This is a genomic window from Enterobacter soli (assembly GCF_964208575.1).
GTDB classification, from domain to species: domain Bacteria; phylum Pseudomonadota; class Gammaproteobacteria; order Enterobacterales; family Enterobacteriaceae; genus Enterobacter; species Enterobacter soli_A.
The window spans coordinates 163,104-187,168 of the sequence record NZ_CAXOFU010000006.1 but is presented as its reverse complement, the minus strand read 5'-3'; the positions used below and the strand labels follow the sequence as shown (position 1 = coordinate 187,168).

At 57.7% G+C, this 24,065-nt stretch carries 19 protein-coding genes; 8 read left to right on the top strand and 11 right to left on the bottom strand.

What is annotated here, in order from left to right; translation table 11 throughout:
* Positions 1-97 precede the first annotated feature (97 nt).
* Positions 98-919, top strand: coding sequence for a 4-hydroxy-tetrahydrodipicolinate reductase (dapB, locus tag AB6V08_RS08420; protein ID WP_368542251.1), 822 nt, complete (start codon positions 98-100; stop codon positions 917-919).
* 242 nt (positions 920-1,161) lie between these two features.
* Here the strand turns inward: dapB and AB6V08_RS08415 are convergent, their stop codons facing one another.
* Positions 1,162-1,317, bottom strand: a complete 156-nt coding sequence (locus tag AB6V08_RS08415) for a hypothetical protein (protein WP_368542250.1) — start codon at positions 1,315-1,317, stop codon at positions 1,162-1,164.
* Positions 1,318-1,374: 57 nt separating this feature from the next.
* On the opposite strand from AB6V08_RS08415, the gene carA reads away from it, so the two are divergent.
* From carA to folA, 6 genes are all read left to right on the top strand, one after another.
* Positions 1,375-2,523 (top strand): glutamine-hydrolyzing carbamoyl-phosphate synthase small subunit, encoded by a 1,149-nt coding sequence (carA, locus tag AB6V08_RS08410; protein WP_368542249.1) that lies wholly within the window; start codon positions 1,375-1,377, stop codon positions 2,521-2,523.
* Between the two features lie 18 nt (positions 2,524-2,541).
* Positions 2,542-5,766 carry a carbamoyl-phosphate synthase large subunit gene (gene carB / locus AB6V08_RS08405; protein WP_368542248.1) on the top strand — a complete coding sequence of 1,075 codons (3,225 nt, stop codon included), beginning with the start codon at positions 2,542-2,544 and terminating at the stop codon, positions 5,764-5,766.
* Between the two features lie 139 nt (positions 5,767-5,905).
* Positions 5,906-6,139 (top strand): YgdI/YgdR family lipoprotein, encoded by a 234-nt coding sequence (locus tag AB6V08_RS08400; RefSeq protein WP_368542247.1) that lies wholly within the window; start codon positions 5,906-5,908, stop codon positions 6,137-6,139.
* 105 nt (positions 6,140-6,244) lie between these two features.
* On the top strand, positions 6,245-6,775 hold the full coding sequence (kefF, locus tag AB6V08_RS08395) for a glutathione-regulated potassium-efflux system oxidoreductase KefF (RefSeq protein WP_368542246.1): 531 nt from the start codon (positions 6,245-6,247) through the stop codon (positions 6,773-6,775).
* Complete coding sequence (gene kefC, locus AB6V08_RS08390; protein ID WP_368542245.1) at positions 6,768-8,633, top strand: glutathione-regulated potassium-efflux system protein KefC; 1,866 nt, start codon at positions 6,768-6,770, stop codon at positions 8,631-8,633. The genes kefF and kefC overlap by 8 nt, the downstream gene beginning before the upstream one ends.
* Before the next feature lie 114 nt (positions 8,634-8,747).
* Positions 8,748-9,227 carry a type 3 dihydrofolate reductase gene (gene folA, locus AB6V08_RS08385; protein ID WP_368542244.1) on the top strand — a complete coding sequence of 160 codons (480 nt, stop codon included), beginning with the start codon at positions 8,748-8,750 and terminating at the stop codon, positions 9,225-9,227.
* 36 nt (positions 9,228-9,263) lie between these two features.
* Here folA and apaH read toward each other — a convergent pair whose 3' ends face one another.
* The 6 genes from apaH to lptD are packed head-to-tail and all read right to left on the bottom strand — an operon-like array spanning position 9,264 to position 16,026.
* Entirely contained in the window at positions 9,264-10,112 is an 849-nt protein-coding gene (apaH, locus tag AB6V08_RS08380; RefSeq protein WP_368542243.1) for a bis(5'-nucleosyl)-tetraphosphatase (symmetrical) ApaH, read from the bottom strand.
* A 4-nt stretch (positions 10,113-10,116) separates the two neighbouring features.
* Entirely contained in the window at positions 10,117-10,494 is a 378-nt protein-coding gene (apaG, locus tag AB6V08_RS08375; RefSeq protein ID WP_368542242.1) for a Co2+/Mg2+ efflux protein ApaG, read from the bottom strand.
* A gap of 3 nt (positions 10,495-10,497) precedes the next feature.
* Positions 10,498-11,319: a 16S rRNA (adenine(1518)-N(6)/adenine(1519)-N(6))-dimethyltransferase RsmA gene (rsmA, locus tag AB6V08_RS08370; RefSeq protein ID WP_368542241.1), complete on the bottom strand. Its 822-nt coding sequence runs from the start codon at positions 11,317-11,319 to the stop codon at positions 10,498-10,500.
* Positions 11,316-12,305, bottom strand: coding sequence for a 4-hydroxythreonine-4-phosphate dehydrogenase PdxA (gene pdxA / locus AB6V08_RS08365; protein ID WP_368542307.1), 990 nt, complete (start codon positions 12,303-12,305; stop codon positions 11,316-11,318). Before pdxA ends, rsmA begins: the two co-directional genes overlap by 4 nt.
* Positions 12,302-13,588, bottom strand: a complete 1,287-nt coding sequence (surA, locus tag AB6V08_RS08360) for a peptidylprolyl isomerase SurA (protein WP_368542240.1) — start codon at positions 13,586-13,588, stop codon at positions 12,302-12,304. Before surA ends, pdxA begins: the two co-directional genes overlap by 4 nt.
* A gap of 53 nt (positions 13,589-13,641) precedes the next feature.
* Positions 13,642-16,026: an LPS assembly protein LptD gene (lptD, locus tag AB6V08_RS08355; RefSeq protein WP_368542239.1), complete on the bottom strand. Its 2,385-nt coding sequence runs from the start codon at positions 16,024-16,026 to the stop codon at positions 13,642-13,644.
* A gap of 239 nt (positions 16,027-16,265) precedes the next feature.
* On the opposite strand from lptD, the gene djlA reads away from it, so the two are divergent.
* Positions 16,266-17,084 (top strand): co-chaperone DjlA, encoded by an 819-nt coding sequence (gene djlA / locus AB6V08_RS08350; RefSeq protein WP_368542238.1) that lies wholly within the window; start codon positions 16,266-16,268, stop codon positions 17,082-17,084.
* 29 nt (positions 17,085-17,113) lie between these two features.
* Here djlA and rluA read toward each other — a convergent pair whose 3' ends face one another.
* The 4 genes from rluA to araD all read right to left on the bottom strand — a co-directional run bounded on the left by rluA (position 17,114) and on the right by araD (position 24,028).
* A complete protein-coding gene (gene rluA, locus AB6V08_RS08345) occupies positions 17,114-17,773 on the bottom strand; it encodes a bifunctional tRNA pseudouridine(32) synthase/23S rRNA pseudouridine(746) synthase RluA (protein ID WP_368542237.1) in 660 nt (219 codons plus the stop codon).
* A gap of 12 nt (positions 17,774-17,785) precedes the next feature.
* Positions 17,786-20,692, bottom strand: a complete 2,907-nt coding sequence (gene rapA / locus AB6V08_RS08340) for an RNA polymerase-associated protein RapA (protein ID WP_368542236.1) — start codon at positions 20,690-20,692, stop codon at positions 17,786-17,788.
* A gap of 127 nt (positions 20,693-20,819) precedes the next feature.
* Positions 20,820-23,177, bottom strand: a complete 2,358-nt coding sequence (gene polB / locus AB6V08_RS08335) for a DNA polymerase II (protein ID WP_368542235.1) — start codon at positions 23,175-23,177, stop codon at positions 20,820-20,822.
* Between the two features lie 155 nt (positions 23,178-23,332).
* On the bottom strand, positions 23,333-24,028 hold the full coding sequence (gene araD, locus AB6V08_RS08330; protein ID WP_368542234.1) for an L-ribulose-5-phosphate 4-epimerase: 696 nt from the start codon (positions 24,026-24,028) through the stop codon (positions 23,333-23,335).
* Between the last annotated feature and the right edge of the window lie 37 nt (positions 24,029-24,065).

Here is a 24,065-nt window from a genome sequence, read left to right as displayed (position 1 = left end):
CGTTAAATTCTAATTATCGGTGTTTTCAGTTGGCAGCCTCCGCGAAGGCTGGTTAATCTGAAAACGGTTTACATCATTTTAACGTAAGAGAATAACTATGCATGATGCACAGATCCGTGTCGCCATTGCGGGCGCGGGTGGACGTATGGGCCGCCAGCTGATTCAGGCGGCGCTACAGATGGATGGCGTGGCGCTTGGCGCGGCGCTGGAGCGTGAAGGTTCCTCACTGCTGGGCTCCGATGCGGGCGAGCTGGCCGGGGCAGGGAAGATGGGCGTTAGCGTACAGAGCAGTCTGGATGCGGTAAAAGACGACTTCGACGTATTCATCGACTTTACCCGTCCGGAAGGCACGCTGAACCACCTGGCATTTTGCCGCGAGCACGGTAAAGGCATGGTCATCGGCACCACCGGTTTTGACGATGCCGGAAAGCAGGCCATTCAGGATGCATCCGGCGAGATTGCGATTGTCTTCGCCGCGAACTTTAGCGTGGGGGTTAACGTCATGCTGAAGCTGCTGGAGAAGGCGGCGAAGGTGATGGGCGACTACACCGACATTGAGATCGTTGAAGCGCACCACCGCTATAAAGTGGACGCTCCATCGGGCACGGCGCTGGCGATGGGCGAAGCGATTGCTCATGCAATGGATAAAGATTTAAAAGAGTGCGCGGTTTACACCCGCGAAGGCCACACCGGCGAGCGCGTGCCGGGCACCATTGGTTTTGCGACCGTGCGCGCGGGCGACATCGTCGGCGAACATACGGCGATGTTCGCCGATATTGGCGAGCGCGTGGAGATTACGCATAAAGCGTCAAGCCGCATGACGTTTGCTAACGGTGCCGTGCGCTCCGCTTTGTGGCTGAAAGGTAAGGATAACGGTCTTTTTGATATGCGAGATGTGCTCGATCTCAACAATTTGTAAGCGTTATTACCCATCGTGATGTGGTTATTGCAGTCGTAATGTCTTGATTGCATAGGGCAATAATTTATTGCCCTTTTATTTTGCCTGTTTCATCCTTAATTAGTAACTTACCTCTTAAAAAGCACATTAAACCGCTCAATTTGTGTTGCGGTAATGTAAATTTTGACCATCTGGTCTACTTTTCCGTGTCGTCGGGCTCAGATTTCCATTAAACTTGCCGCGCAAGCGTTTTCTGATGTGATTTACCTGATCATTTCGCCGCTTAAACCGCATTCCAGCCGCCAGGCCTGCAAAAGAATAAATAAAATATCCGCTTTTGAGTTGACTTTTACCCTCCAAATACCCAGAATGCCGCCGTTTGCCAAAAATCCGCTGGCAACAAATTTGCATTGCTTCATAACGTGGTTGTGAATTAATATGCAAATAAAGTGAGTGAATATTCTCTGGAGGGTGTTTTGATTAAGTCAGCGCTATTGGTTCTGGAAGACGGAACCCAGTTTATCGGTCGGGCCATAGGGGCAACGGGTTCGGCGGTTGGGGAAGTCGTTTTCAATACTTCAATGACCGGTTATCAAGAAATCCTCACTGATCCTTCTTATTCTCGCCAAATCGTTACTCTTACCTATCCTCATATCGGCAATGTCGGCACCAATGCTGCTGACGAAGAATCCTCTCAGGTACATGCGCAAGGCCTGGTCATTCGCGACCTGCCGCTGATTGCCAGCAACTTCCGCAATACCGAAGACCTCTCTTCCTACCTCAAGCGCCATAACATCGTGGCGATTGCCGATATCGATACCCGTAAGCTAACGCGTCTGCTGCGCGAGAAGGGCGCACAGAACGGCTGCATCATCGCAGGTGACAACCTGGATGCGGCGCTGGCGCTGGAAAAAGCGAAAGCCTTCCCGGGCCTGAACGGTATGGACCTGGCGAAAGAAGTGACCACCCGCGAAGCCTACAGCTGGACGCAGGGTAGCTGGACGCTGGAAGGCGACCTGCCGGAAGCGAAATCCGAAAGCGAGCTGCCGTTCCACGTGGTGGCCTACGATTTCGGTGCCAAGCGCAACATCCTGCGTATGCTGGTTGACCGCGGCTGCCGCCTGACGGTGGTTCCGGCGAAAACCTCTGCGGAAGACGTCCTGAAGATGAACCCGGACGGCATCTTCCTCTCTAACGGCCCGGGCGACCCGGCGCCGTGCGACTACGCTATCGACGCCATTAAATCCTTCCTGGAAACGGATATCCCGGTCTTCGGCATCTGCCTCGGCCATCAGCTGCTGGCGCTGGCGAGCGGGGCGAACACCGTCAAGATGAAGTTCGGTCACCACGGTGGAAACCACCCGGTGAAAGACATCGACAACAATACCGTCATGATTACGGCGCAGAACCACGGCTTCGCGGTAGATGAGGCATCCATGCCCGCTAACCTGCGCGTGACGCACAAGTCGCTGTTCGATGGCACCCTGCAGGGCATCCATCGCACCGACAAGCCTGCGTTCAGCTTCCAGGGTCACCCGGAAGCCAGCCCTGGCCCGCACGATGCCGCGCCGCTGTTCGATCACTTCATCGAACTTATCGAGCAATACCGTAAGACCGCTAAATAATCAGGAGCCGAGAAGACAATGCCAAAACGTACAGACATAAAAAGCATCCTGATCCTTGGCGCTGGCCCGATTGTTATCGGCCAGGCCTGTGAGTTCGACTACTCTGGCGCACAGGCGTGTAAAGCCCTGCGCGAAGAGGGTTACCGCGTAATCCTGGTGAACTCCAACCCGGCAACCATCATGACCGACCCGGAAATGGCCGATGCAACCTACATCGAGCCGATTCACTGGGAAGTGGTGCGCAAAATCATCGAAAAAGAGCGTCCGGATGCGGTTCTGCCAACCATGGGCGGCCAGACCGCGCTGAACTGCGCGCTGGAGCTTGAGCGTCAGGGCGTGCTGGAAGAGTTCGGCGTGACCATGATCGGCGCCACCGCCGACGCGATTGATAAAGCAGAAGACCGTCGCCGCTTCGACGTGGCGATGAAGAAAATCGGCCTCGACACCGCGCGTTCCGGTATCGCACACAACATGGAAGAAGCGCTGGCGGTTGCCGCTGACGTGGGTTATCCGTGCATTATCCGCCCTAGCTTTACCATGGGCGGTACGGGCGGCGGTATCGCCTACAACCGCGAAGAGTTCGAAGAGATTTGCGAGCGCGGTCTGGATCTCTCCCCAACCAAAGAGCTGCTGATTGACGAGTCTCTTATTGGCTGGAAAGAGTACGAGATGGAAGTGGTGCGTGATAAAAACGACAACTGCATCATCGTCTGCTCCATCGAAAACTTCGATGCGATGGGCATCCACACCGGTGACTCCATCACCGTTGCGCCAGCCCAGACCCTGACCGACAAAGAGTACCAAATCATGCGTAACGCCTCGATGGCGGTACTGCGTGAAATCGGCGTCGAAACCGGCGGCTCTAACGTGCAGTTCTCAGTGAACCCGAAAACGGGCCGTCTGATCGTTATCGAAATGAACCCGCGCGTGTCCCGCTCCTCCGCGCTGGCGTCTAAAGCGACCGGCTTCCCGATTGCCAAAGTGGCGGCGAAGCTGGCGGTGGGTTACACCCTCGACGAGCTGATGAACGACATCACCGGCGGCCGTACCCCGGCGTCCTTCGAACCGTCTATCGACTACGTTGTAACCAAAATTCCTCGCTTCAACTTCGAGAAATTCGCCGGCGCGAACGACCGCCTGACCACCCAGATGAAATCGGTGGGCGAAGTGATGGCGATTGGCCGCACCCAGCAGGAGTCCCTGCAAAAAGCGCTGCGCGGCCTGGAAGTGGGCGCGACCGGCTTTGACCCGAAAGTGAGCCTGGACGACCCGGAAGCGCTGACCAAAATCCGCCGCGAGCTGAAAGACGCGGGCGCAGAGCGTATCTGGTACATCGCCGACGCCTTCCGCGCGGGCCTGTCCGTGGACGGCGTGTTCAACCTGACCAACATCGACCGCTGGTTCCTGGTGCAGATTGAAGAGCTGGTGCGTCTGGAAGAGAAGGTGGCGGATCTGGGCATCAACGGCCTGGACGCTGACTTCCTGCGCGTGCTCAAGCGTAAAGGCTTTGCCGATGCGCGTCTGGCGAAGCTGGCTGGCGTGCGCGAAGCGGAAATCCGCAAGCTGCGCGACCAGTACAACCTGCACCCGGTGTACAAGCGCGTCGATACCTGTGCGGCAGAATTCGCTACCGACACCGCCTACATGTACTCCACCTATGAAGACGAGTGCGAAGCGAACCCGTCCGTCGACCGCGACAAGATTATGGTGCTGGGCGGCGGGCCAAACCGTATCGGCCAGGGCATTGAGTTCGACTACTGCTGCGTACACGCCTCGCTGGCGCTGCGCGAAGACGGTTACGAAACCATCATGGTTAACTGTAACCCGGAAACCGTCTCCACTGACTACGACACCTCCGACCGCCTGTACTTCGAGCCGGTCACGCTGGAAGACGTGCTGGAAATCGTGCGCATCGAGAAGCCGAAAGGCGTTATCGTGCAGTACGGCGGGCAGACGCCGCTGAAGCTGGCGCGCGCGCTGGAAGCGGCAGGCGTACCGGTTATCGGTACCAGCCCGGACGCGATTGACCGTGCAGAAGACCGCGAGCGTTTCCAGCAGGCGGTTGACCGTCTGAAGCTGAAACAGCCTGCGAACGCCACCGTGACCGCCATTGAACAGGCCGTTGAGAAGGCCAAAGAGATTGGCTACCCGCTGGTGGTGCGTCCTTCCTATGTACTGGGCGGCCGCGCGATGGAAATCGTCTACGACGAAGCCGACCTGCGCCGCTACTTCCAGACGGCGGTGAGCGTGTCCAACGATGCGCCGGTGCTGCTTGACCGCTTCCTCGACGACGCGGTGGAAGTGGACGTTGACGCCATCTGCGACGGCGAAATGGTGCTGATTGGCGGCATCATGGAGCACATCGAGCAGGCAGGCGTTCACTCCGGTGACTCCGCCTGTTCTCTGCCGGCCTACACGCTGAGCCAGGAAATTCAGGACGTGATGCGCCAGCAGGTGCAGAAGCTGGCCTTCGAATTACAGGTTCGCGGTCTGATGAACGTGCAGTTTGCGGTGAAAGACAACGAAGTCTACCTGATTGAAGTCAACCCGCGCGCGGCGCGTACCGTACCGTTCGTGTCCAAAGCGACCGGCGTACCGCTGGCGAAAGTGGCGGCGCGCGTGATGGCGGGCCAGACGCTGACCCAGCAGGGCGTGACCAAAGAAATTATTCCACCGTACTACTCGGTGAAAGAAGTGGTTCTGCCGTTCAACAAGTTCCCGGGCGTTGACCCGCTGTTAGGGCCAGAAATGCGCTCTACCGGGGAAGTGATGGGCGTTGGCCGCACCTTCGCAGAAGCGTTCGCGAAGGCGCAGCTGGGCAGCAGCTCCACCATGAAGAAATCTGGCCGTGCGCTGCTCTCCGTTCGCGAAGGCGACAAAGAGCGCGTGGTTGACCTGGCCGCCAAGCTGCTTAAGCAGGGCTTCGAGCTGGATGCCACCCACGGTACGGCGATTGTGCTGGGCGAAGCGGGCATCAACCCGCGCCTGGTGAACAAGGTGCATGAAGGTCGTCCGCACATTCAGGACCGTATCAAGAATGGCGAATACACCTACATCATCAACACCACGGCAGGCCGCCAGGCGATTGAAGACTCCAAGCTGATTCGCCGCAGCGCGCTGCAGTACAAAGTGCACTACGACACCACCCTGAACGGCGGTTTCGCCACGGCGATGGCGCTGAACGCGGACGCTACCGAGAAGGTGATTTCGGTGCAGGAAATGCACGCGCAGATTAACAAGTAAGTCCCGACACCCGGCGGCACCCCGCTGTCGGGCGTTATTCCCATCTTCAGAACCTTCTGGTTTTCCATCCTTACTCAGTGAGTTAGCCTAGAATTATCAGGACGATAATTAAATTCATCTGAGTGCAGGAGAAAACAACATGCAAAATAAACTTCTTATCGCCTCAATTTTTGCGGCCACAGCAATGTTCACCGTCGCGGGCTGTTCTTCCAATCAGGCCGTGAAAACCACCGATGGCAAAACCATCGTGACCGACGGCAAACCGCAGGTGGATGACGATACCGGTCTGGTGTCGTACAAAAACGCCGAAACCGGTCAAACCGAGCAGATTAACCGCGACCAGGTTAAATCGATGGGCGAACTGGATAACTAATTCAGTATTCTCATTCCGGCCTGTCAATAATATTCACTATTAGCCTGATGAATAACTGACTACACTCTTTTGACAAAAGTAGGCAGAAAAACATCAGGCTAATTTATGATTTTAATCATTTATGCGCATCCGTATCCGCATCACTCCCATGCGAATAAGCGGATGCTTGAACAGGCAAGGACGCTCGACGGAGTGGAAGTCCGCTCCCTTTATCAGCTCTATCCCGACTTCAATATCGATATCGCCGCCGAGCAGGAGGAGATTTCCCGTGCCGATCTGATCGTCTGGCAGCACCCGATGCAGTGGTATAGCACGCCTCCTCTTCTTAAGCTCTGGATCGACAAAGTCTTCTCCCACGGCTGGGCGTACGGTCACAACGGCAATGCCCTGAAGGGCAAAAGCCTGATGTGGGCGGTCACTACCGGCGGCGGCGAGAGCCACTTTGAGATCGGCGCCTTCCCCGGCTTCGACGTGCTGGCCCAGCCGCTTCAGGCGACCGCGCTCTACTGCGGTCTGAACTGGCTGCCGCCTTTCGCGATGCATTGCACCTTCGTGTGCGACGATGAAACCTTACAGGCGCAGGCTCGTCACTATAAACAACGCTTAATTGAGTGGCAGGAGACGCACAATGGATAGCCATACGCTGATACAGGCGCTGATATACCTCGGCGCGGCGGCGCTGATTGTCCCGGTGGCGGTTCGTCTGGGGCTGGGCTCGGTGCTCGGCTATCTGATTGCCGGGTGCGTCATTGGGCCGTGGGGCTTCCGCCTGGTGACCGACGCCGAGTCGATTCTGCATTTCGCCGAGATCGGCGTAGTGCTGATGCTGTTTGTCATTGGCCTGGAGCTCGATCCCCAGCGTTTATGGAAGCTGCGCGCCTCGGTCTTTGGCGGCGGCGCGCTGCAAATGGTGGCCTGCGGCCTGCTGCTGGGCGGGTTCTGCATTCTGCTCGGCATGGACTGGAAGGTGGCGGAGCTGATCGGCATGACGCTGGCGCTCTCCTCGACCGCCATTGCAATGCAGGCGATGAACGAGCGTAACCTGACCGTATCCCAGATGGGGCGTAGCGCCTTTTCTGTGCTGCTGTTCCAGGATATCGCGGCTATCCCGCTGGTGGCGATGATCCCGCTGCTGGCGGCAAGCGGCTCGTCCACTACGCTCGGCGCCTTTGCACTCTCGGCGCTGAAGGTGGCGGGGGCGCTGGCGCTGGTGATCCTGCTGGGCCGCTATGTGACCCGTCCGCTGCTGCGCTTTGTTGCCCGCTCCGGCCTGCGCGAAGTGTTCAGCGCCGTGGCCCTGTTCCTGGTGTTTGGCTTTGGCTTGCTGCTGGAAGAGGCCGGCCTGTCGATGGCGATGGGCGCCTTCCTGGCGGGCGTTCTGCTGGCAAGCTCGGAATACCGTCACGCGCTGGAGAGCGATATCGAGCCGTTCAAGGGGCTGCTGCTGGGGCTGTTTTTCATCGGCGTGGGGATGTCTATCGACTTTGGTACGCTGGTCACCCACCCGCTGCGGATCGTCATCCTGCTGGTGGGCTTCCTCGTTATTAAAATGGTGATGCTGTGGCTGATCGCCCGTCCGCTGAAGGTGCCGAACAAGCAGCGCCTGTGGTTTGCCGTGCTGCTGGGGCAGGGAAGTGAATTTGCTTTCGTGGTCTTCGGTGCCGCGCAGATGGCGAACGTGCTCGACCCGGAATGGGCGAAAGCGCTGACGCTGGCGGTGGCGCTGTCGATGGCGGCGACGCCGATCCTGCTGGTCTTGCTGACGCGTCTGGAAAAATCGGGCAGCGAGCAGGAGCGTGAGGCGGACGAAATCGACGAAGAACAGCCGCGGGTGATCATCGCCGGATTTGGCCGCTTCGGGCAGATCACCGGCCGTTTGTTGCTTTCAAGCGGGGTGAAAATGGTCATCCTCGATCACGATCCCGACCATGTCGATACCCTGCGTAAATTCGATATGAAGGTGTTCTACGGCGATGCCACGCGCGTCGATCTGCTGGAGTCTGCGGGGGCGGCGAAAGCGGAAGTGCTGATCAACGCCATCGACGATCCCCAGGCCAGCATGGAGATGGTGGCGCTGGCGAAGGAGCACTTCCCGAACCTGACGATCATCTCCCGCGCCCGCGATGTGGATCACTACATCCAGCTGCGCCAGGCGGGGGTTGCCGCACCCGAGCGTGAAACCTTCGAAGGGGCGCTCAAGTCTGGACGCATGGCGCTGGAAAGCCTGGGGCTGGGCGCTTATGAAGCCCGCGAGCGCGCCGACCTGTTCCGCCGGTTCAACACCGACATGGTGGAAGAGATGGTGGCGATGGCGAGCAGCACCGCGTCCGAGCGCGCGGCGGTGTTTAAGCGTACCAGCGCGATGCTGACGGAAATCATTAACGAAGATCGCAATCATCTGTCGCTGGTGCAGCGTCACGGCTGGCAGGGCACGGAAGAGGGCAAGCATACCGGCGATCCGGCGGATGAGCCGGAGAGTAAACCTTCCGCGTGAAGAGGGGTTGCCAGCAATATTAAAAAATTTCTCTTTCTTTACCATGCCGCCAGTCGACGAAAGATTAAGCTTTCCGTATAGTGGCGGCAATTTTTTGCATCCGGGAAATTTTCAATGATCAGTCTGATTGCAGCGCTGGCGGTAGACCGCGTTATCGGTATGGAAAACGCCATGCCGTGGAACCTGCCTGCCGATCTCGCATGGTTTAAACGTACTACGTTAAACAAGCCGGTAGTGATGGGCCGCCTGACCTGGGAGTCGATTGGTCGTCCATTGCCGGGTCGTAAGAATATCGTTATCAGTAGCCAGCCGGGCACTGACGATCGTGTCGAATGGGTGAAGTCCGTGGACGAGGCAATTGCCGCCTGCAGTGACGCCGAAGAGATTATGGTTATCGGTGGCGGTCGCGTGTACGAGCAGTTCCTGCCAAAAGCGCAGAAGCTGTATCTGACCCACATTGATGCGGAAGTGGAAGGGGATACGCACTTCCCGGATTACGATCCGGACGAGTGGGAATCCGTATTCAGCGAATTCCACGACGCTGACGCGCAAAACTCACACAGCTACTGCTTCGAAATTCTGGAGCGTCGCTAAGCGTTTTTCCCTCTCCTGGCGGAGAGGGAACACTTCTCAGGAGGCGACCGCCTCATCCTTGCCTAAGTCCAGATGCCGGTTCGACGGCTGCACAAAGTAAGCTTTATCTTCCCAGCGCAGGCAGGTTAAATCACCGCCCCAGCAACAGCCCGTATCCAGCCCGTAGATCCCTTCCGGCGTGCCTTTGCCTTCCAGCGATGCCCAGTGGCCAAACACCACGCTGTACTCGCCGGTGACGGGGCCGGGGATCGCAAACCACGGCTTGAGCGGCGCGGGGGCGTTGTCCGGCGTGTCTTTGCAGTACATATCCAGCTGCCCGTTCGGGAAGCAGTAGCGCATGCGCGTGAAGGCGTTGGTGATAAAACGCAGGCGCGCCAGGCCGCTCAGATCCTCACTCCAGTTGTTCGGCATATCGCCGTACATCGCATCGAGGAAGAACGGGTAGGAGTCGCTGGCCAGCACGGCTTCAACGTCGCGCGCGCAGGTTTGCGCCGTCTCCAGATCCCACTGCGGGGTGATCCCCGCGTGCGCCATGAGAAGCTTTTTCTCTTCGTCAATTTGCAGCAGCGGCTGGCGGCGCAGCCAGTTGATCAGATCGTCGGCGTCCGGGGCTTCCAGCAGCGGCGAGATCCTGTCTTTTGGCTTATTGCGGCTGATCCCGGCGAAGACCGCGAGCAGATGCAGATCGTGGTTGCCCAGCACCATGCGCACGCTGTCGCCCAGCGATTTTACGTAGCGCAGCACGTCAAGCGAGCCGGGCCCGCGCGCCACCAGGTCGCCCGTCAGCCAGAGGGTGTCACGGCCAGGCGTAAAGTCCACCTGCTTTAGCAATGCGATCAGTTCATCGTAGCAACCGTGAACGTCGCCAATCAGATATGTAGACATTGGATTAGTGAATGAGTGTGGTAACGGCAAGACGGAACACAGGGATAGCAATGCGGAAAGCATTGCCGTCGGCGTCGACCATTTCGTAATGGCCCTGCATGGTACCCAGCGGCGTTTCGATGACCGCGCCGCTGGTGTATTGATACTCTTCGCCAGGGGCGATGTGCGGCTGTTCGCCGACCACACCTTCACCCTGGACTTCAATTTCACGGCCATTGCCGTTAGTGATAAGCCAGTAGCGCCCGAGAAGCTGCACAGGCATCCGCCCCAGATTGCGAATGGTCACGGTGTAAGCGAAAACAAAACGCTCTTCGTCCGGCGTGGACTGAGACTCGATATAGACGCTTTGTACATGAACACATACGCGGGGCGAATCAATCATGGCTTAGCTCTCCTTCGGCGGCGCATTGTCGCTAATGTAATTAGCCAGCTTGCAGTACTGCTCAACGGAAATATTTTCTGCACGCATTGCCGGGTCGATGCCCAGTTCCGCTAACACTTCCACGGTAAACAGATTGCCAAGGCTGTTGCGAATCGTTTTACGACGCTGGTTAAAGGCTTCTGTGGTGATGCGGCTCAGTACGCGCAGGTCTTTGACCGGGTAAGGCATCGTTTTGTGCGGCACCAGACGCACAACCGCAGAGTCTACTTTCGGCGGTGGCGTGAACGCGGTTGGCGGCACTTCGAGTACCGGGATCACGTTGCAATAATATTGCGCCATCACGCTTAAACGACCATACGCTTTACTGTTCGGGCCTGCAACCAGACGGTTCACAACCTCTTTTTGCAACATGAAGTGCATGTCGGCAATGGCATCAGTATAGCTAAACAGGTGGAACATCAGCGGCGTGGAGATGTTGTACGGCAGGTTGCCGAACACGCGCAGCGGCTGACCCATTTTTTCTGACAGCTCGCCGAAGTTCATGGTCATGGCATCCTGCTGATAAATGGTCAGCTTTGGCCCCAGGAACGGGTGCGTTTGCAGGCGTGCAGCCAGATCGCGGTCAAGTTCGATAACGGTCAGTTCGTCGAGGCGTTCGCCTACTGGCTCGGTCAGCGCGGCAAGACCTGGGCCGATTTCGACCATCGCCTGGCCTTTCTGCGGATTGATGGCAGAAACGATACTGTCGATCACAAACTGATCGTTGAGAAAGTTTTGCCCGAAGCGTTTACGGGCTAAGTGGCCCTGATGGACTCGATTAGTCATTGAGTATTAACAATCATTGTGATGGCGAGATTAAGCGCCGTAATAAAACTGCCGACATCCGCTTTTCCCTGGCCTGCCAGATCCAGCGCAGTACCGTGGTCAACGGAAGTTCGAATAAAGGGTAAACCGAGGGTGATATTCACCCCGCGGCCAAATCCCTGGTATTTTAGCACGGGCAGGCCCTGATCGTGGTACATCGCGAGCACGGCGTCGGCATTATCCAGGTATTTGGGCTGGAAAAGGGTATCCGCAGGCAGCGGCCCGCTAAGATTCATCCCCTTCGCCCGCATTTCGTTGAGCACCGGAATAATGGTGTCTATCTCTTCCGTTCCCATATGGCCGCCTTCACCCGCGTGCGGATTCAGGCCGCAGACCAGCACGTGCGGCTGTTTGATGCCAAACTTGGTTTGCAGATCGTGATGCAAAATCCCGATGATCTCACGCAAAAGTTCAGGCGTAATGGCATCCGGAATGGCTTTGATCGGCAGATGGGTTGTCACCAGCGCGACGCGCATCGCCTCGGTTGCCAGCATCATCACCACTTTTGGGCTCTGCGAGCGCTCTTCGAAGAACTCGGTATGGCCGGTAAACGGAATGCCGGCTTCGTTGATCACGCCCTTATGCACGGGGCCGGTGATCAGCGCGGCAAATTCACCGTTCAGGCAACCGTCGCAGGCGCGCGCCAGGGTGTCGACAACGTAATGTCCGTTCTCGGTGCTGAGCTGGCCGGGGATAACGGGAGTGCGAAGTGGAACAGAGAGAAGGGTAAGCGTACCGGCCTGCTGCGGTGCGGGCTGTTGGCCTTCAACGTAGGGGATAAGCGTTAAAGGCAGACCGAGCAAATTTGCCCGGTCTTGTAACAGTGTTGCATCGGCGCAGACGACCAGTTCGACCGGCCAGCTGCGCTGGGCGAGCTGGACGACAAGGTCGGGACCAATCCCGGCGGGTTCGCCGGGAGTGATAACAACACGATGGTGTTTCATCAGTTACTCAGTATTTTCACGTAAGCGCTGGCGCGTTGTTCCTGCATCCAGGTGGCCGCTTCTTCAGAGAACTTACGGTTGAACAGCATGCGGTAGGCTCTGTCTTTCTGCGCCGCGTCGGTTTTATCCACGTTGCGGGTATCCAGCAGTTCAATCAGGTGCCAGCCGAAGGACGAGTGAACCGGCGCGCTCATCTGGCCTTTGTTCAGCTTCATCAGCGCATCGCGGAACGCCGGATCGTAGATATCAGCCGCAGCCCAACCGAGATCGCCGCCCTGGTTAGCCGAGCCTGGATCCTGGGAGAACTCTTTCGCCGCGTTAGCAAAGGAGGTTTTACCGCTCTTAATGTCAGCGGCAATCTGCTCCAGCTTCGCACGGGCCTGATCGTCATTCATGATCGGAGATGGCTTCAGGAGGATGTGACGAGCGTGAACTTCGGTCACGGAGATATTCTGGCTCTGACCGCGCAGATCGTTCACCTTCAGGATGTGGAAGCCAACGCCTGAACGGATTGGACCCACGATATCGCCTTTCTTCGCGGTGCTCAGCGCCTGCGCAAAGATAGACGGCAGCTCCTGAATACGGCCCCAGCCCATCTGGCCGCCTTTCAGCGCCTGCTGGTCAGCAGAGTAGGTGATCGCCAGTTTGCCGAAGTCACCGCCGTTACGAGCCTGCTCAACAATAGAGCGCGCCTGGCTTTCTGCTTCCGCAGCCTGATCGGAGGTTGGGTTTTCCGGCAGTGGGATCAGAATGTGGCTCAGGTTCAGCTCGGTGCTGGCATCGTTCTGGCTGCCAACCTGCTTCGCCAGGGCATCCACTTCCTGCGGCAGGATAGTGACGCGACGACGCACTTCGTTGTTACGCACTTCCGAAATCAGCATCTCTTTGCGGATCTGGTTACGGTAGGTCGGATAGCTGATGCCGTCGTAGGCCAGACGGCTGCGCATCTGGTCCATCGACATGTTGTTCTGTTTTGCGATGTTCGCAATCGCCTGATCGAGCTGCTCGTCAGAGATCTTCACGCCCATCTTCTGACCCATTTGCAGAACGATCTGATCCATGATCAGACGTTCCAGGATCTGATGGCGCAGCGTGTTGTCATCTGGAAGCTGCTGACCTGCTTCGCCCGAGTTGAGCTTCACAGATTTCATCAAACCGTCAACGTCACTTTCAAGCACGACGCCGTTGTTAACCACGGCTGCGACTTTATCGACAACCTGGGGAGCCGCGAAGCTGGTATTAGCAACCATAGCGACACCGAGCAGCAGCGTTTTCCAGTTCTTCATACTTTTTCCATTTCAATTAACCGCAAAGCGGATTACGTTGTAAATCAAGCACATTACAAGGAAGTACGGTACGGCAGAATGTTCGAGCGCAGCATCTGCTGCGTGCCCAGACCGTAGTTAGAACTCAGGCCGCGCAACTCGATATTAAAGCCAATCACGTTATCGTATTCGCTTTGATTATTTTTGGTATCCCAGCCGTTAAGCTTGCGTTCGTAGCCGACGCGCAGCGCATAGCAGCAGGAGTTGTATTGCAGGCCTAACATCTGGTCTGCGGATTTATTGGCATTGGTATCGAAGTAGTAGGCCCCGACAATCGACCAGCGATCGGCGATCGGCCAGCTTGCAACTGCCCCCACCTGCGAGATGCCGTCTTTATACTGCTCTTGAGTCCAGGTCTTGTCGTTTTTGTTCTTCGGCAGCGTGGCCTGAATATACTCAGGGCTGGCGTAACGATAGCTCAGCTGAACGAGTCGATCTTCATCACGACGGTACTCGATTGTGGCGGTACTGTTAGCGATGTTATCCAGACGCGTGTCATATTGAACGCCGCCGCGCAGACCCCAGCGGTCAGTCATACGCCAGTAAGTGTCTCCTGCCCAAACCACAGAACCTGTCTTATCGTTGTTTTCCCACTGAATATTTTGCTCATCTCCTGTGCGTGATTCGGTGAAGTAATAGATTTGACCAACAGAAGCGTTAAAACGTTCAACTGCGGCGTCATCATATACACGCGTTGTCACGCCCGTGGTGAGCTGGTTAGCGGAGGCAATTCGGTCAAGACCACCATAAGTACGATCCCGGAACAGGCCGCTGTAGTCTGATTGCAGCAGAGAGGAGTCGTAGTTATTGATGTTGCTTTGATCGCGATATGGCACGTAAAGGTACTGCATACGCGGCTCGAGGGTCTGGGTATAACCATCAGACAGAAGACCCATATCACGTTCGAAAATGAGCTTACCGTCCATTTTAAATTGCGGCAGCGTACGGTTTACCGACTCTTTCAGGTCCGGGCCATTATTTGGATTGGCATTATAGCTATCCAGATTTTTCTGCTGATAGTGGGTAGCCATCAGCTTGGCTTCAGTATTCAGGCTTGCCCAGTCGTTAGACCACGGCAGGTTGATCGTCGGCTCAAGGTGAACACGCGTCGCTTCCGGCATATCGGAATTGGTATTCACAAAATGCACGGCCTGGGCGTAGACGTGGGTATCGAATGGGCCCACGTCGTTCTGGTACCAGTTCACGTCGAGCTGCGGTTCTGCGCCGTAGGTGCTTGCCGTCTGGGTACTGAAGACCTGGAACTGTTTGGTGGACACCGTGGCGTTAAAGTTCTCAATGGCGTAGCCCGCGCTGAATTTCTGCGTAGCGTAACCGTCGGTACTTGAACCGTACTTAGAATCGAAGTCGTTAAAATAGGTTGGGTCGCTGACTTTGGTGTAGTCAACGTTGAAACGCCAGACCTGATCCATCACCCCGGCATGACGCCAGTAGAACAGCCAGCGGTGGCGATCGTCGCCGGACGGGTTATTCGTCGTATCGTCTTTGTAAACGTTATCCGACGGCAGGTAGTCCAGCTCCATCAGACCTGTACCCGCTTTCGTCAAGTAACGGAATTCGTTTTCCCACATGATATTGCCGCGCTTGTGGATATAGTGCGGCGTGATGGTGGCGTCCATGTTGGGCGCGATGTTCCAGTAATACGGCAGGTAGAACTCAAAGTAGTTCGTGGTGCTGTATTTGGCGTTCGGGATCAGGAAGCCTGAACGACGCTTGTCGCCAACCGGTAACTGCAGGTACGGGCTATAGAAAACGGGCACCGGGCCGAGCTTGAAGCGGGCGTTCCAAATCTCTGCCACCTGCTCTTCGCGGTCGTGGATCACTTCGCTACCCACCACGCTCCAGGTGTTTGAACCCGGCAGACAGGAGGTAAATGAACCGTTTTCGAGGATCGTGTAGCGGTTTTCGCCACGCTGCTTCATCAGGTCGGCGTTACCGCGCCCCTGACGGCCTACCATCTGGTAGTCACCTTCCCAGACGTTAGTATCTTTAGTATTCAGGTTTGACCAGGCTTTCGGACCTTTCAGGATGACCTGATTGTCGTCGTAGTGCACATTACCCAGTGCATCCACCGTGCGCACTGGCTCGGCCGCGCCGTCGGGCTGCTTCTGATGCAGCTGCACTTCGTCTGCCTGCAAGCGGCTGTTGCCCTGGTTGATATCCACATTGCCGGTAAACGTGGCGTTGTCAGGATATGTCCCTTTCGAGCTGTCGGCGGTAATGGTTACCGGCAAGCTATTTGTATCGCCCTTCACCAGTGGACGATTATAGCTTGGGACGCCCAGCATACACTGCGAGGCGAGATCGGCTGCCAGTCCCTGATGGCTGTACAGGGCGGTGCCAATCATTGTGGCCAGGAGGGTGGGGATACGTTTTTTCATACGTTGTATTTATTGTTCCGTCATCAGTGGCTACGGCTTACAAACGCTCAGAGACTATCTTACTCATCAGCGCAGTACCAGCGTTAATCCTGCCCGTTTGCGCGCCAGAGTGTTAGGCTCGCTATCGAATGACGAGTATGATAATGCAAATTATAGGCGATGTCCCTCAATTGACCGTGGCACGACCACTGTAATGATGGCGTTACGTCGAATCAGGAACATGACCATTCGGGGAGTATATGCAGTATTGGGGTAAAATAATCGGCGTTGCGTTCGCAATCATGATGGGAGCAGGGTTCTGGGGGATCGTTCTCGGCCTCATTATCGGCCATATGTTTGATAAAGCGCGCAGCCGCAAAATGGCCTGGTTTGCCAACCAGCGCGAGCGCCAGTCACTCTTTTTCTCCACCACCTTTGAGGTGATGGGGCACTTAACCAAATCAAAAGGGCGGGTAACGGAAGCGGATATCCAGGTCGCCAGCGTGTTCATGGACCGAATGAACCTGCACGGCGACTCCCGTCTGGCGGCGCAAAATGCGTTCCGTATTGGTAAAGCCGATAACTACCCGCTGCGTGAAAAAATGCGTCAGTTCCGCAGCATTTGCTTCGGACGCTTTGATTTAATTCGGATGTTTCTGGAAATCCAGATCCAGGCCGCCTTCGCGGACGGTTCGCTGCACCCGAACGAGCGTGACGTTCTGTACGTTATTGCAGAAGAGCTGGGTATCTCCCGTATGCAGTTCGACCAGTTCCTGCGCATGATGCAGGGCGGCGCGCAGTTTGGCGGCGGATATCAGCAGCAGTCCTCATCGGGCGGCGGCTGGCAGCAGGCGCAGCGTGGCCCTACGCTGGAAGACGCCTGTAACGTGCTCGGCGTGAAGCCGACGGACGATGCGACGACCATCAAGCGCGCCTACCGTAAGCTGATGAGCGAGCACCACCCGGACAAGCTGGTCGCGAAAGGGTTGCCGCCGGAAATGATGGAGATGGCGAAGCAAAAAGCGCAGGAAATCCAGAAAGCCTACGAGCTTATAAAAGAGAAGAAAGGTTTCAAATAATAAAGAGCCCGACAGCGTCGGGCTTTTTTTTAGAAATCGACGGGCGCTTTGAAGGTCATCGCGTTGCCGAAGACGGGATGGGTCACGGTGAGCGTCTGGGCGTGAAGCTGCAGACGCGGCGCCATCGCCAGCGCCTCGGGCGGGGCGTAGAAACGGTCTCCCAGAATCGGATGTCCCAGAGCGAGCATATGCACGCGCAGCTGGTGCGAGCGCCCGGTGATCGGCTTGAGCAACACGCGCGCGGTGTTATCCGGGGCGTATTCCAGCACTTCGTACTCGGTTTGCGCCGCCTTGCCGGTTTCGTAACACACTTTCTGCTTAGGCCGGTTCGGCCAGTCGCAAATCAGCGGTAAATCCACCAGCCCCTCTTCCTGCGCCGGGTGGCCCCAGACGCGCGCCACGTACTGTTTTTTCGGCTCACGCTCGCGGAACTGGCGCTTTAGCTCGCGTTCCGCCTCTTTATTCAGAGCCACCACAATCACGCCGCTGGTGGCCATGTCCAGACGATGCACGGACTCGGCCTGCGGAAAATCGCGCTGAATGCGCGTCATCACGCTGTCCTTGTGTTCGTCCAGACGCCCCGGCACGGACAACAGGCCGCTCGGCTTGTTGACCACCATAATGTGCTCATCCTGATACAGAATGACCAGCCAGGGATCCGTCGGGGGATTGTAGGGCTCCATTACCATCTTGCGCTCCGCTTACTGATGGGTCACGACGATAAGACGTAGGGCATCCAGACGCCAGCTTGCCTGATCCAGGCTTTCCAGCACCTGCTGGCGGTTGCTTTCGATCGCCGCCAGCTCATCGTCACGAATGTTCGGGTTCACCGCTTTCAGCGCTTCCAGACGGGAAAGCTCGGCAGACAGTTTTTCGTCTGCTTCCGCGCGCGCTGCGTCAATCAGCGCTCTCGCCGCTTTCTCAACCTGGCCTTCGCCCAGCTGAAGAATGGCGTGAACGTCCTGCTGCACGGCGTTAACCAGCTTGCTGCCCGTGTGGCGGTTCACCGCGCTCAGCTGGCGGTTAAAGCTCTCGAACTCGACCTGCGCGGCCAGGTTCGTGCCGTTTTTATCCAGCAGCAGACGCACGGGCGTTGGCGGCAGGAAGCGGGTGAGCTGCAGCTGTTTCGGCGCCTGGGCCTCCACAACGTAGATCAGCTCCACCAGCAGCGTACCGACAGGCAGCGCCTTGTTTTTCAACAGGGAGATGGTGCTGCTGCCGGTATCGCCGGAAAGGATCAGATCCAGACCGTTGCGGATCAGCGGGTGCTCCCAGGTGATGAACTGCGCGTCTTCGCGGGACAGCGCCACGTCACGCTCGAAGGTGATGGTGCAGCCGTCTTCCGGCAGGCCCGGGAAGTCCGGCACCAGCATGTGATCGGACGGGGTCAGCACGATCATGTTCTCGCCGCGATCGTCCTGGTTGATCCCGACGATATCAAACAGGTTCATTGAGAAGCTGATCAGGCTGGTGTCGTCATCCTGCTCTTCGATGCTCTCGGCCAGCGCCTGCGCTTTTTCGCCGCCGTTGGAGTGGATCTCCAGCAGACGGTCGCGGCCCTGCTCCAGCTGCGCCTTCAGCGCATCGTGCTGTTCGCGGCAGGTTTTGATCAGGTCGTCGAAACCGTCAGTCTCTTCCGGCGCGGCCAGGTAGTTAATCAGCTCGCCGTGCACCCGATCGTAAATGGTGCGGCCGGTCGGACAGGTATGTTCAAACGCGTCCAGGCCTTCGTGGTACCAGCGCACCAGTACGGACTGGGCGGTTTTTTCCAGGTACGGGACGTGGATCTGAATGTCGTGCGCCTGGCCGATACGATCCAGACGGCCGATACGCTGTTCGAGCAGATCCGGGTTGAACGGCAGATCGAACATAACCAGGTTGCTGGCGAACTGGAAGTTACGGCCTTCCGAACCGATTTCAGAACACAGCAGAACCTGCGCGCCGCTGTCCTCTTCACCGAACCATGCCGCCGCGCGGTCACGCTCAACGATGGACATACCTTCGTGGAACACCGCAGCGCGAATACCTTCCCGCTCGCGCAGCACCTGTTCCAGCTGGAGCGCGGTTGCCGCTTTGGCGCAGATAACCAGCACTTTCTGGGAACGGTGTGCGGTCAGGTAGCCCATCAGCCACTCGACGCGGGGATCGAAGTTCCACCACGTACCGGTATCGCCTTCAAATTCCTGATAAATCTGCTCCGGGTAGAGCATGTCGCGCGCGCGCTCTTCTGAGGTCTTACGCGCGCCCATAATGCCGGAGACTTTAATCGCCGTCTGATACTGGGTCGGCAGCGGCAGCTTAATGGTGTGCAGTTCGCGTTTCGGGAAGCCTTTCACGCCGTTACGGGTGTTACGGAACAGCACGCGGCTGGTGCCGTGGCGATCCATCAGCATGTCGATCAGCTCCTGACGCGCAGACGCGGCGTTGTCGCTGTCGCTGTTCGCCGCCTGCAGCAGCGGCTCGATATCCTGCTCGCCAATCAGCTCGCTCAGGGTGTTAAGCTCGTCATTAGACAGGTGCTTGCCTGCCAGCAGCAGCGCCACGGCGTCGGCCACCGGGCGGTAGTTTTTCTGCTCTTCGACGAACATCTCGAAATCGTGGAAACGGTTTGGATCGAGCAGGCGCAGACGCGCAAAGTGGCTCTCCAGACCGAGCTGTTCCGGCGTTGCGGTCAGCAGCAGGACGCCCGGCACGTGCTCGGCAAGCTGTTCGATGGCCATATACTCGCGGCTCGGCGCGTCGACGCTCCAGACCAGATGGTGCGCTTCATCGACAACCATCAGATCCCATTCGGCTTCGCACAGGTGCTCAAGACGCTGCTTGCTGCGGCGCACGAAATCCAGCGAGCAGATGACCAGCTGTTCGGTCTCGAACGGGTTATCGGCATCGTGCTGCGCTTCGGCATAGCGCTCGTCATCAAACAGGGAGAAGCGCAGGTTGAAGCGGCGCAGCATTTCCACCAGCCACTGGTGTTGCAGGGTTTCAGGCACCACGATCAGCACACGCTCGGCGGCGCCGGAGAGCAGCTGTTGATGCAGGATCATACCCGCTTCGATGGTTTTACCCAGGCCCACTTCGTCTGCCAGCAGCACGCGCGGCGCGTGGCGACGGCCCACGTCATGGGCGATATTCAGCTGGTGCGGGATAAGGCTGGTACGCTGACCGCGCAGGCCGCTCCACGGCATACGGTACTGCTCACTCTGGAACTTACGGGCGCGATAGCGCAGGGAGAAGCGGTCCATACGGTCGATCTGCCCGGCGAACAGGCGATCCTGCGGCTTGCTGAAGACCAGCTTGCTGTCGAGCAGCACTTCGCGCAGGACGACATTGGTCTCTTCCGTATCCAGACGCGTACCAATGTAGGCGAGCAGTCCATTCTCTTCTTTTACGTCTTCAACCTTTAGCTGCCAGCCGTCGTGGCTGGTCACGGTGTCGCCCGGGTTAAACATCACGCGGGTAACCGGGGAGTCATTGCGAGCGTACAGGCGGTTTTCACCGGTAGCAGGGAACAGGAGCGTGACCATGCGCGGATCCAGCGCAACGACAGTTCCTAATCCAAGTTCGCTTTCTGTATCGCTGATCCAGCGTTGACCAAGTGTAAAAGGCATATATGTTCGGCTCTAATCTTTAATTGCAGGCAATAGTTCGACCCCGTCAGAAATGACGGTCATCGAAAAATGGGTCCGGGAATGGAAAGGGCGCTATGGTACTGGATGGCAACGGTTTCGTCACGCGTCAAAATAGCCCAAGTTGCCCTGTCACTAGTGTAGCAAAATCGTCGTCAATGAAAGGCAAAATTCCATCCGCGACGGGCTGTAGCTGGCGGGTCAGATAATGCTCATAGTCAAGCGGTGATTGCTGATAATCCACGGGTTCCGGGCCGCTGGTGGTCCAGACATATTTGATGGTTCCGCGGTTCTGATACTGCGGCGCACGACCCCGGCGCATGTTCTCTTCGTCCGCCAGACGGGCAGCCCGCACGTGCGGCGGAACGTTGCGCTGATACTCCGCCAGCGGACGGCGCAGCCGCTTGCGATAGACCAGCTGGCTGTCCAGCTCGCCCGCCATCAGCTGCGCTATGGTTTCGCGCACGTAGTCCTGATAGGGCTCGTTGCGAAACACCCGCAGATAGAGCGTTTGCTGGAACTGCTGCGCCAGCGGCGTCCAGTCGGTGCGCACCGTTTCCAGCCCTTTAAACACCATCCGCTGCGCGTCGCCCTCCTGAATCAGACCCGCATAGCGCTTCTTGCTGCCCTGATCCGTCCCGCGAATAGTCGGCATCAGAAAGCGGCTGAAGTGGGTTTCGAATTCCAGCTCTAAGGCGCTGGTTAAGCGCTCTTTTTGCAAATGGCTCTGCCACCAGTCGTTAACGAAGGCCACCAGCCGCTTGCCGATGCGCGCGGCCTCGTCTTCGCTGTGCGCCTCTTTCAGCCAGACAAAGGTGGAATCGGTGTCGCCATAAATGACGTCATAGCCCTGAGATTCAATTAGCGCTTTGGTCTGGCGCATGATGTCGTGCCCGCGCATGGTGATGGACGACGCCAGACGCGGGTCGAAGAAGCGGCAGGCGCTGGTGCCAAGCACTCCGTAAAAGGCGTTCATGATGATTTTCAGCGCCTGGGACAGCGGCTTGTTGCCCTGACGCTTCGCCTCGTCGCGCCCGTGCCAGATTTGCCCGACGATTTCAGGCAGGCAGTGCTTTTCACGCGAGAAGCGCGCGCCGAGATACCCCTCCGTGCTGTGCGTATCGTCCGGCTGCGCGATGCCCTCGACCAGCCCCACCGGATCGATAAGAAAGGTGCGGATAATCGACGGATACAGGCTTTTGTAGTCCAGCACCAGAACCGAGTCGTACAGCCCCGGGCGTGAATCCATCACGTAGCCGCCGGGGCTTGCCTGCGGTGGCACTTCGCCGAGGTTTGGCGCCACGTATCCGGCCCGGTGCATGCGCGGGAAATAGAGGTGGCCAAACGCGGCGACCGACCCGCCGTGCCTGTCCACCGCCAGGCCGTTCACCGTGGCCCGCTCCAGCAGAAACGGCATAATCTCCGTTTTATGGAAGATTTGCGTGACCAGCTCGCAGTCTTTCATGTTGTAGGTGGCGAGCGCCGGTTTGTCCTGATTAAAGCGTCGGTCAATCTCGTCCATTCTGTCCCACGGGTTGTCGATGGATTTGCCCTCGCCGAGCAGCTCCTGCGCGACCGCCTCCAGCGAGAACGACGAAAAGTTCCAGAACGCCGATTTCAGCGCCTCGATGCCGTCGATAATCAGCCGCCCGTTGGCCTGGGCGAAGAACACGCCATTCTTGAAACCGTGCTCGCGCCACTCAAGCTCCGCGTTGCCGCGCCCGAGCATCAGCGGAATGCGGTAGCGTTCGGCGTGTTTTTGCAGCACGCGCAGATCGAACTGCACCACGTTCCAGCCGATCAGCACGTCGGGATCGTGTTCGGCAAACCACTGGTTCAGCTTTTCAAGCAGCTGCGGACGGCTGTTGACGTATTCCAGATGAAAATCGAGCCCCGACGCATCGCCGTTCGGCGGCCCGAGCATATAGACAACCCGCTGGCCGCAGCCTTCAAGGCCGATGCAGTACAGCTCGCCGTGGCGGGTGGTTTCGATATCCAGCGACACCCATTTGAGCGGCGGACGGTAGTGGGGATTGGGCTTGAGGCGCGCATTCACCAGCCTGTTACCCTGCGCGGTGCCGTCAACCCACACCGGCGCGGTAATAAAGCGCTCCATCAAAAAACGCTCGGGCGGACGAACATCCGCTTCATATAAGGTCACGCCCGCTTCGCGAAGCAGTTTTTCATAGCGCATCAGCTGGCGATGGGCGCGACAGTACAGGCCGTACACCGGCTGGCGGTGGAAGTCTTTCAGTTCGAGCGGGGTAATGCGCCAGCCGTTCTCGCCGCGCAGCAGCTGTTTCACCTTTTCGACGTGCGGCTCCGGAATAAAGGCCACGGACTCCTGCGGCGGCAGCGTGACGTTCAGCGGGCCGTTATCGGTAGCCAGCCAGAATTCAACCTCGGTGCCCTGAGGCGTATCCCGCCAGTGTCGGGTCAGTAAAAAGCCTTCTTGCGCCTGCGCCACGGCGTTACCTCATAAGACAAAACCAGGCATGATTATAGCCTGGTTATGGTTGTTTTGCTGGGGTTTTATACAGGGGTTGTTTTGCCGGATGGCGCTGCGCTTATCCGGCCTACAGGTACGGTAGGCCCGGTAAGCGTAGCGTCACCGGGCTAGAGTTACTGCCCGTAATACGCTTTCGCCCCGTGCTTGCGCAGGTAGTGCTTATCCAGCAGGGTCTGCTGCATATCCGGGAGCTGAGGCGCCAGCTGGCGGCAGAAGATCCCCATGTAGGCGACCTCTTCCAGCACGATGGCGTTGTGCACCGCGTCTTCGGCGTTTTTGCCCCACGCAAACGGGCCGTGGGAGTGCACCAGCACGCCCGGCATTTGCGCGGCGTCGATGCCCTGTTTTTCGAAGGTTTCGACAATCACGTTGCCGGTTTCCCACTCGTACTCGCCGTTAATTTCCGCATCGGTCATCAGGCGGGTGCAGGGGATGGTGCCGTAAAAGTAATCCGCATGCGTTGTGCCGGTGGCCGGAATGGACTGGCCCGCCTGCGCCCAAATGGTGGCGTGGCGCGAATGGGTGTGAACAATGCCGCCGATGGTCGGGAACGACTGGTACAGCAGGCGGTGGGTCGGCGTGTCGGAGGAGGGTTTTTTCGTCCCTTCCACCACTTCGCCGGTTGCTATGCTGACCACCACCATATCTTCAGCGGTCATCACCGTATAATCGACGCCGGAAGGTTTGATCACGAACACGCCCTTTTCGCGGTCAACGGCGCTGACGTTGCCCCAGGTGAGGGTGACGAGATTGTGTTTCGGCAGCGCCAGGTTGGCTTCGAGCACCTGACGTTTGAGATCCTCTAACATAGTTGTCTCCTGCCGGATGGCGCTTCGCTTATCCGGC

What these genes read in the sequence shown, in the direction of transcription:
- kefC (WP_368542245.1), top strand. Translation starts at nt 6,768, where the DNA reads ATGGATAGCCATACGCTGATACAGGCGCTGATATACCTCGGCGCGGCG.
- kefF (WP_368542246.1), top strand. Translation starts at nt 6,245, where the DNA reads ATGATTTTAATCATTTATGCGCATCCGTATCCGCATCACTCCCATGCG.
- carB (WP_368542248.1), top strand. Translation starts at nt 2,542, where the DNA reads ATGCCAAAACGTACAGACATAAAAAGCATCCTGATCCTTGGCGCTGGC.
- apaG (WP_368542242.1), bottom strand. Translation starts at nt 10,494, where the DNA reads ATGATTGATTCGCCCCGCGTATGTGTTCATGTACAAAGCGTCTATATC.
- AB6V08_RS08415 (WP_368542250.1), bottom strand. Translation starts at nt 1,317, where the DNA reads ATGAAGCAATGCAAATTTGTTGCCAGCGGATTTTTGGCAAACGGCGGC.
- dapB (WP_368542251.1), top strand. Translation starts at nt 98, where the DNA reads ATGCATGATGCACAGATCCGTGTCGCCATTGCGGGCGCGGGTGGACGT.
- rapA (WP_368542236.1), bottom strand. Translation starts at nt 20,692, where the DNA reads ATGCCTTTTACACTTGGTCAACGCTGGATCAGCGATACAGAAAGCGAA.
- apaH (WP_368542243.1), bottom strand. Translation starts at nt 10,112, where the DNA reads ATGTCTACATATCTGATTGGCGACGTTCACGGTTGCTACGATGAACTG.
- lptD (WP_368542239.1), bottom strand. Translation starts at nt 16,026, where the DNA reads ATGAAAAAACGTATCCCCACCCTCCTGGCCACAATGATTGGCACCGCC.
- surA (WP_368542240.1), bottom strand. Translation starts at nt 13,588, where the DNA reads ATGAAGAACTGGAAAACGCTGCTGCTCGGTGTCGCTATGGTTGCTAAT.
- araD (WP_368542234.1), bottom strand. Translation starts at nt 24,028, where the DNA reads ATGTTAGAGGATCTCAAACGTCAGGTGCTCGAAGCCAACCTGGCGCTG.
- rsmA (WP_368542241.1), bottom strand. Translation starts at nt 11,319, where the DNA reads ATGACTAATCGAGTCCATCAGGGCCACTTAGCCCGTAAACGCTTCGGG.
- folA (WP_368542244.1), top strand. Translation starts at nt 8,748, where the DNA reads ATGATCAGTCTGATTGCAGCGCTGGCGGTAGACCGCGTTATCGGTATG.
- rluA (WP_368542237.1), bottom strand. Translation starts at nt 17,773, where the DNA reads ATGGTAATGGAGCCCTACAATCCCCCGACGGATCCCTGGCTGGTCATT.
- AB6V08_RS08400 (WP_368542247.1), top strand. Translation starts at nt 5,906, where the DNA reads ATGCAAAATAAACTTCTTATCGCCTCAATTTTTGCGGCCACAGCAATG.
- djlA (WP_368542238.1), top strand. Translation starts at nt 16,266, where the DNA reads ATGCAGTATTGGGGTAAAATAATCGGCGTTGCGTTCGCAATCATGATG.